The organism is Microbulbifer maximicatervae (SeqCode) (assembly GCF_052467065.1).
Genome location: NZ_CP174299.1, coordinates 2,436,582 through 2,445,000 on the forward strand (window position 1 = coordinate 2,436,582; position 8,419 = coordinate 2,445,000).

Below are 8,419 nucleotides of genomic sequence, written 5' to 3' on the forward strand. Positions count from 1 at the left end.
CACTTATTTACGCTTCGAAAATATCTCTGTCGACATTGCTGCGACGGAACTCAGAAGGGGTGACTCCCTCATGTTTTTTAAAGAAGCGAGTAAATACTGCGCGTTCGGCAAAATGAAGTTGTACCGCAATGCTTTCTACGGAATCACTGGTTGAGAGAAGGAGTTTCTTGGTCAGAGATAGCGTAACACTGTCTTTAAGCTGCTGGAATGTTACTCCCTGTTCTCTCAATCTACGCTGTAAAGTGCGGCCGCTGGTGCGGAAGTGGGCTGCGGCTTGTTTGATAGTGATTTCTTCACTGAGCAAATGCTTCTCGAGCCAGGCTCGCAAACTGGCTGCTAGGTTATAGCTGGTCAAAGTATTGTGCAAAACTGCCTTTAAAATATTTCGGCTCTGGCTGCGAATGATTTTATGGTAACTGGGTATAGGGAAGTCCAGTATCTGGGAGCCCAGGATAATCGCATTTTCATCAGCGGAAAATTCAATTGGGCACTGGAAAATCCTCTTGTGGATAGAGTCATCCTCTGGCTTTTCACTGCGTAACTTTAATCCCCGGACCTCGGGAAACCTGGGGTTAAGAGTGCGCAAGAGATCTACTCCACGACTCATCAGCATTTCAGCAATAAAATGATTGACCGGAGCGCTAAAGAGTTCCTGCTGCCAGTTGAGTGTGAGCACTTCCGCATCGGCTTCCTGGTAAGTCTGGAACCGCAGGAGGGGGGCCAGAGTTTGTGAGAGCACAATTTCTGCAGGGCGAAAGATCTCCCTCGGCCGTCTCAAGGAGGGCTGAGCTTCGATAATAGTTTCTTCAAGCCAAAGCATAATTGGGAAGCGACTAAAGCTGAGGCCTGGTGAGGTAACAGGGGATAGCGCCAGTATGCTTTCAATTAGAGCATTGAATTCACTGTAATTGAGCCATTCACTCTCTCCTGGATTCCAGCTAAATGAGAATGGCAATCGTTCAATTAGCGTCTCGGTGGGGATGCCGAGCCTGGCGGCGGCAACCACAAAGTAAGGCGCAAATATCTTGGGCACGCCGGCATGGCCGGACATATTTTTATTTTGGTCTCTCATGACTTACTGCCGTCCGGGTGGCGTTGCCGGCATCATAGCAAAGGCGCCTCAAAGCACGAGTATAAATTGAGGAATATGACGAATTGGTCGCTTCGCGTGGCGGATTCGACCCCCCTCTGGCGCCTTTAATCCTATTCCCTAATAGAGCGTAAAGGATAAGTTTTAGTCGTCTGCTGTACATTGCGTTATTCAGATTTTTTAAAACTCTTCAGTCACAAGAGTTACCACTTACTAAAACAATAAAGGAAAATAACAATGGCACTGTCTAAAAGGCTGGGTACAAGCCTGTCTATTTTTTTCTCGGCGATAATTGGAGCTTCATCAGCGGTAGCGGAAAACTGCTATATCCTGGTTCATGGACACGGAGTCGAAGGACACACTACAAGTGAAAGTAATGATGGGAGTTTAGTGCAGCCAGCACTGGACTATTGGAGTGAGGCGGTTTTCGACGAATATTCTAGCAGTGATTTTATTGAGCAATTGTTAGTTGATGGCGGCAATTACGGCGTTGTCGGTTATAACTCAACTGATGAAGGTGAATTTCCCTATTGGCATGATGAGACTGCGGGTGAAATTGCTCGTCAAATTATAGAGATCCGCTCTGGCCAGGGAGATCGGTTTGAACACGAAAACCAGTGCTCAGCAGAGGACACTTTCTGGATTATTTCCCACAGCCAGGGTGCCGCCCAAATGATGTATATCGCGGGTAACGCTGTTGAAGGATCCCCATACTACAATCGCGCCTACAACCAGTTCGATAGCAATACAGAAATTCAAGAAGTAAAAAAATGTTCCACGACTTGGTATGGCAGTAAATCCTGTAAAACAGTTGAAGAAGAAGTTCGAGTTGCCGGGCTTAACGAGAGCTACGCAGTGAGCGTTGATTTTGATGCGGCTATCAGCGGTGTTGCTGCAATATTCACCACAGGAGGTGCAATTACCGGTACTGAAGGCGTTGATCGGATATGTAATGGAAGCTGGTATGACGATTTGGTCAATGCACTATTTCTTGGGCGTGAGTGTTCGGCGGTTCGCTATATGCAGACTAATGATGTTTACACTGTGAGAAATTATGTAGGGACTAATCTCGGTGCGCCGGTGTACACCATTGGGGGTTATGCGGGCTTCCCAGGTGTGGAAAGTGCTACCTCCATGCTGCTGAATGGTGAGGATGACGGTTACATTAATTTGGCTTCGCAAATGAACTGTTCCGGATCTGCCAAGCGCAACCTGTGGTCGAATCTCAAAGAATATGAAACCCTGTTTGGCGTAGCTTACGGCAGCGCGATTTTCTCTTGTGATAACGACAGTAAAGGCACTGCTCGATCTTACAATTTGGCCAGTATCTATACAGATCATGATGCGCAGCGTAACGGTGGCATTCTATCCCCCGATTATGATTCTATTCCCGATGGACTGGACTGTGGTTCAGGAAAGAACAGCGCGGGTAGAATCTCAGCCTGCACGAATTAACTAAAAAAATAAAAGGCTTCGGAGGTATTGATGTCTACATCAAGCAAAGATCGCTCAAAGGCCCGGCTGGCAGGCTGGGGTGTACTGGCCGTAGTTACTGGACTGGTGGGTTACTGGGCCCTGACTGGTGGTGAAGAGGCGACGCCCGCTGTTATAGCCAAAGCAAAAGCTGAAGAGCAATCTATCCGAAGCCGCAAGCCTGATAACGTTAAGCCGGCGGAACTGGAGCAAGAGGAAGAGGATCAGTCTGTAAAACTATGGAAGGGAATTCAGTCCCTGCGCAACAAGACTGAGTTACACGAATCCCTTCTCTCGGATCTGGCCCGCTTTCATCGCTATCCGCCAGAAAACCGAGCAATTAAAACTCCTGAACAGGACCCGATTACTCAGACATTTGCGGTGGATGAAAGAACCACTCACAGTGAGGAAGGGGATTCTCTGACTATATGGACAGATGAAAAGTTTTACTTGCGTGGGGATACTATTCGGGTTTTTGCCTATCAGGCCGATAGTGATGGAGATCGGGTCAGTGCTGACCTGACTGCGCTGTTGGTTTACGAAGACCAACAAGTCGTGGGTACCTTGGCTTTTAGTGATTCGGATGGAGACTTAGTCTACGAAGTATTGATGGAGGCGGGCTCCTTTAATAGCCAGGTGCTGGAAGCGGGCATTTTTAAGGTAATTGTGGATACGGATATTGATGGTCTCCGAGATGCGGCAGCATTCACCCTATCTGAGGATACGGGAAGCTATACGGGCTCGTTGCGGGATTCCGTTACCGCCGATGGCAATTTATTAATTGAGGCGGAAGTCGATATCAGCAGAGAGGGGCGCTACTATTTTCAGGGCTCCCTTTATAACGATGAGCAATCCCCGATAGGCACAACGCAAAATGCTCTTGAGTTAACGGCGGGGCGGCACTGGGTTCCCCTGGAGTTTTACGGGCTCTTAATTCGCGATGCCGGGCAGGACGGCCCCTATCTGGTGAAACAATTGAGTATTGCCAGGGTGACGGTACCTATGGCCAGGGATAGTGCTTTTGAACCAGGCTATTACACCGAACGCTATAGCCTGGATCAATTTACTGATAGTCCCTACCGTGAGCCTTAGGAATCGGTATCGCTAGAAGGGCGACTAGCAGTTTTTCTTGATTTGCTCGCGGGCTTTGGTAATGCGTTCTTGCCGCTCATCTTCTCCGAGCCTGCGATAGTTTCCATCTTTATCTTTTTCGCGCACTCTCGCGTGTGTGGTCAGGCTCTTAAGGTTCTTTTGGTACGCGACACAGAGCTCTGCTCGTTTTGCTGCCTCTTCTTTAGCCCTGGCCTCCTGTTGTCTCTGGTGCTCAGCGTCAGGCAGCTGTTCTTCCTTTGGCTGTTGAGGCAACTGAGGTGCACTTTTCTGTGCTTCACGTGCGGCTATCGCATGTTGTTCAGCTTCCCATTTCTTATAGCGCTCTGATTTGGGCTTTTTGATCACGTCCACTTGAGTGCCTCCTGGAGGTTGCTCACCGAAGTGGACAACACCATTCTCATCTACCCATTTATAGATGCCGTCGGCTTGAGTGGTCGTAGCTGTTACTGCAATCAATAGCGCCAGTAAGATGCGCATGGTGCTTACCCCTTGTGTTGATGTTCCTTCCGTCCCCTTATTGTACCGGTACTGGTGGGTTTTCCTGTAACTGTCTTAACACTTTCGCAGACACCTATTGACAGCTAGGACTCAATTGGCAAAATCGGGGGTTTACTCAGTGACTAGATCTCACCGCACACCCGTGGTTTTGAGTCTAACCCTGGTGGAACACCCTCCATCGAAATTCCACTGAGTGGCCCTCCCCACCCCTGGAGGCCTGCTAACCCCGTAGTGAACCTTTGTAGATTTACTTGGGGTTGGGTGTTTATGCGCGATCAGTTCATCCTAAAAATCGGCAGCTAAACACGCAACAGGCTGATATTTGTCACCATTTTCCCCTATAATTGCTGCCTGGCATTCTTGCTTGTAGGCGTTTTATACGTTTTCGGTGATGGCTATCCTATAAAACAGGAAAATTGAGGAGACTCAAGTGGAATTACTTTCCGGCGGCGATATGTTGGTTCGCGCGCTGCAGGATGAAGGGGTGGATCTGATTTTTGGATACCCGGGCGGCTCAGCGTTACATATCTATGATGCTATTTTTCGGCAGAAGTCGATAAAGCATATTCTCGTGCGCCACGAGCAGGGTGCGACCCATGCTGCTGATGGCTATGCACGGTCTACTGGTAAGGCGGGTGTGGTACTGGTGACGTCTGGTCCCGGTGCTACGAACGCGATTACTGGCATCGCAACGGCCTATATGGATTCTATCCCTATGGTGGTGATATCCGGCCAGGTACCCAGGGATAAGATCGGTGAGGATGCGTTTCAGGAAACAGATATGGTCGGTTGCTCGCGGCCGATCGTGAAGCACAGCTTTTTGGTAAAAAATGCTGAAGATATTCCTACGATCGTCAAAAAGGCATTTTTTATCGCCAATACTGGCCGTCCCGGTCCCGTAGTGATCGATGTTCCAAAGGATGTAACCAACCCGGCGGAGAGATTCCCCTACCACTACCCTGAAAAATTGCGGATGCGCTCCTATACCCCAGCCGGTAAGGGGCATAGCGGCCAGATTCGCAAAGCGATTGCTATGTTGCTATCAGCTCGCCGCCCGGTGATTTATGCCGGCGGGGGAGTGGTGCAGGGTGGCGGCGCCGAGCTTCTCACCGAGCTGGCTAGAAAGTTGAACTACCCGGTGACTAATACCTTGATGGGGCTCGGAGCATTTCCCGGAAGTGACAGGCGTTTCTTGGGAATGCTCGGTATGCACGGCACTTTCGAGGCAAATACAGCCATGCATCACGCCGACGTTATCTTGGCTGTAGGTGCGCGCTTTGATGACCGGGTGACAAATACTCCAGGCAAATTCTGCCCGGGTGCCAAAATTATTCATATCGACGTCGATCCGGCTTCGATCTCTAAAACGATTGTTGCCGATATCCCGATTGTCGGCACGGTCCAGGCTGTCCTTCGGGAGATGCTCGAAGCGTTGAAAGCCAATGATGAGCAGCCGGATCACTCCGCGATAGTTGACTGGTGGCGCCAAATCGATGATTGGCGTGAGCGTCACGGACTCTACACGGCTCCTCGTTATCAGACGAATGGTGCTCTGATAATGCCGCAGGATGTGATCAAGGCGGTGTATGACATTACTGAGGGTGATGCTTTTGTGACATCCGATGTAGGGCAACACCAGATGTTTGCTGCGCAATATTACCTGTTTGATAAGCCGCGCCGCTGGATTAACTCCGGTGGGTTGGGGACTATGGGTTTCGGCTTACCGGCAGCCTTGGGGGTGAAAATAGCTCACCCGGATAAAGAGGTTGTGTGCGTAACTGGCGAGGGAAGTATCCAGATGTGTATTCAGGAGCTTTCTACGGCTACCCAATATCATCTGCCAGTAAAAATCCTCTGCCTTAACAACCAGGCTCTGGGGATGGTGAAGCAGTGGCAGGAGATGCAATATGAAGGAAGGCTTTCCAATAGTGTTTACGAGGAATCGCTGCCTGATTTTGTGAAACTCGCCGAGGCATACGGTCACGTCGGAGTGAAAGTGGAGCGTCGTGAAGACCTACACAACAAGTTACAAGAAGCTTTTGCAATTAAGGATCGCACTGTATTTATCGACGTATACGTCGACCCATCTGAGCATGTCTATCCCATGCAAGTGCTACCAAATGGCTCCATGCGTGACATGTGGCTGAGCAAAACTGAGAGAACTTAAAGGGTAGGGCGATGCGTAGAATAATTTCGGTTCTGATGGAGAACGAACCAGGGGCTTTGTCCCGTGTTGTTGGCTTGTTTTCCCAGCGTGGCTACAACATTGAAAGCCTCACCGTGGCGCCTACTGAGGATGCGACTTTATCGCGTCTCACTTTGGTGACGATTGGTGACGATCACAAGATTGAGCAAATTACCAAGAACCTAAACAAGCTTATCGATGTTGTGAAATTGGTGGACCTCACTGAAGGCTCTCACATCGAGCGGGAGCTGCTATTGGTGAAAGTGCGGGCCAATGGTGCCCAGCGCGATGAGGTGAAGCGCAGTGTCGATATTTTTCGCGGGCAGATCGTCGATGTCACCAGCAGTATGTACACGGTACAGGTGGCAGGAACTGGCGAAAAACTCGATGCGTTCCTCCAGGCGCTGGGGGAGCACACAATTATGGAAGTGGTGCGATCCGGAGTTTCTGGGATTGCCCGCGGTGAAAAAGTATTAAGTGTATAGAGCAAAAAGCAGGAATTGAGCGATGCAAGTTTATTACGACAAAGATTGTGACCTTTCTTTAATTCAGGGAAAAACAGTAGCCATTATTGGTTATGGATCTCAAGGTCATGCCCATGCCAATAACCTGAAAGACTCTGGTGTAGCGAATGTTGTTGTTGGGTTGCGCGAGGGGTCTGCTTCCTGGAAAAAGGCTGAAGGCGCGGGCTTGAAGGTAGCTGAAGTTGTCGATGCGGTGAAAGATGCCGACGTGGTTATGATTCTCGCTCCGGATGAATACCAGGCGAATATTTACAAAGAGCAAGTTGCTCCAAATTTAAAGTCTGGTGCAGCACTGGCTTTCGCGCATGGTTTTAATGTGCACTTTGAATTGATTGAGCCTCCAGCGGATGTCGATGTCATTATGGTTGCTCCCAAGGGGCCCGGCCATACCGTTCGATCGACCTACCTTGAGGGAGGCGGTGTCCCTACCTTGATTGCGGTTTATCAGGATGCGACAGGTAAAGCAAAAGACTTGGCGCTGTCTTATGCCTCAGCTAATGGTGGTGGCCGCTCAGGTATTATTGAAACCAATTTCCGCGAAGAGACTGAAACAGATCTCTTCGGTGAGCAGGCTGTTCTGTGTGGGGGTGTTTCCGCGCTTGTAACGGCTGGTTTTGAGACTCTGGTAGAAGCTGGCTATGCTCCGGAAATGGCGTATTTTGAATGTCTGCATGAATTGAAGCTGATTGTCGACCTGATGTACCAGGGGGGCATTGCCGATATGCGCTACTCTATCTCCAATACCGCAGAGTATGGTGACTACGTAACAGGCCCGCGTATTGTTACGGAAGAAACCAAGGCAGAAATGAAACGGGTTCTTAAAGATATTCAAACCGGTAAGTTTGCCAAAGACTTTATGCTCGAGTCCCTGGCGGGGCAGCCGCGCCTGAAAGCTGAGCGTCGCATTGGCAGCGAACACGAGATTGAGCAAGTGGGGGCAAAACTCCGCGCCATGATGCCGTGGATCAAAGCGAATAAAATTATTGATCGCACCGAAGGTAATAGCTGACTTAAGGTTGGCAAAAACGGCAGGGGCGACCCTGCCGTTTTTTTTTGCTCTGGGCTCGGGCGGTAAATTGGCGTTAAACTCGCTGACTGCACAATGCATCAATGGAGAGTATATGAGCGGTCAAGGGGGCGAAAAACAGCCCATAGACTCAAGTAGTGAGGCTACTGAGGAAATTCGTTTGCCTGTCGATGAGCATGTTGAGGAAGAGGTTTCTTCCAGTGGTAAAAGAGTGCGCGCACGAGGTATCTATCTGCTGCCCAATCTTGTGACAACAGGCGCACTGTTTAGCGGCTTTTATGCCATTGTCGCAGGTATGAGTGGGCATTTTGAATCGGCTGCGATAGCGATTTTTGTCGCGATGGTACTGGATGGATTGGATGGGCGCGTCGCTCGCCTGACAGATACCCAAAGTGCCTTTGGTGTTCAATATGACTCGCTTTCAGACATGGTTTCATTCGGCCTGGCTCCTGCCTTGGTCGTTTTCAGTTGGGCGCTGGGAAACCTGGGTAAATTTGGTTGGGCTATAG

At 49.7% G+C, this 8,419-nt stretch carries 8 protein-coding genes (1 of these 8 running past the window's edge); 6 read left to right on the forward strand and 2 right to left on the reverse strand.

What is annotated here, in order from left to right; genetic code table 11:
• Positions 1–7 precede the first annotated feature (7 nt).
• Positions 8–1,072, reverse strand: coding sequence for a helix-turn-helix domain-containing protein (locus ACJJI1_RS10800; RefSeq protein WP_444892747.1), 1,065 nt, complete (start codon positions 1,070–1,072; stop codon positions 8–10).
• A 255-nt stretch (positions 1,073–1,327) separates the two neighbouring features.
• Between ACJJI1_RS10800 and ACJJI1_RS10805 the strand changes: the two genes are divergently transcribed.
• Positions 1,328–2,545 carry a hypothetical protein gene (locus ACJJI1_RS10805; protein WP_413664323.1) on the forward strand — a complete coding sequence of 406 codons (1,218 nt, stop codon included), beginning with the start codon at positions 1,328–1,330 and terminating at the stop codon, positions 2,543–2,545.
• A 30-nt stretch (positions 2,546–2,575) separates the two neighbouring features.
• Positions 2,576–3,655, forward strand: a complete 1,080-nt coding sequence (locus ACJJI1_RS10810; protein WP_444959306.1) for a DUF4785 family immunoglobulin-like domain-containing protein — start codon at positions 2,576–2,578, stop codon at positions 3,653–3,655.
• Positions 3,656–3,679: 24 nt separating this feature from the next.
• Here ACJJI1_RS10810 and ACJJI1_RS10815 read toward each other — a convergent pair whose 3' ends face one another.
• On the reverse strand, positions 3,680–4,153 hold the full coding sequence (locus ACJJI1_RS10815) for a DUF4124 domain-containing protein (RefSeq protein ID WP_444914796.1): 474 nt from the start codon (positions 4,151–4,153) through the stop codon (positions 3,680–3,682).
• A gap of 451 nt (positions 4,154–4,604) precedes the next feature.
• Between ACJJI1_RS10815 and ACJJI1_RS10820 the strand changes: the two genes are divergently transcribed.
• From ACJJI1_RS10820 to pssA, 4 genes are all read left to right on the forward strand, one after another.
• A complete protein-coding gene (locus ACJJI1_RS10820) occupies positions 4,605–6,341 on the forward strand; it encodes an acetolactate synthase 3 large subunit (protein WP_413664326.1) in 1,737 nt (578 codons plus the stop codon).
• 11 nt (positions 6,342–6,352) lie between these two features.
• Entirely contained in the window at positions 6,353–6,844 is a 492-nt protein-coding gene (gene ilvN, locus ACJJI1_RS10825; protein WP_282934340.1) for an acetolactate synthase small subunit, read from the forward strand.
• Between the two features lie 22 nt (positions 6,845–6,866).
• Positions 6,867–7,892: a ketol-acid reductoisomerase gene (gene ilvC / locus ACJJI1_RS10830; protein WP_282934339.1), complete on the forward strand. Its 1,026-nt coding sequence runs from the start codon at positions 6,867–6,869 to the stop codon at positions 7,890–7,892.
• A 112-nt stretch (positions 7,893–8,004) separates the two neighbouring features.
• Positions 8,005–8,419 carry the start of a CDP-diacylglycerol--serine O-phosphatidyltransferase gene (pssA, locus tag ACJJI1_RS10835; protein WP_282934338.1) on the forward strand. Its footprint extends 461 nt past the window's final position, so 415 of the gene's 876 nt are visible here — the first part of the coding sequence; its start codon is at positions 8,005–8,007; the stop codon falls past the right edge of the window.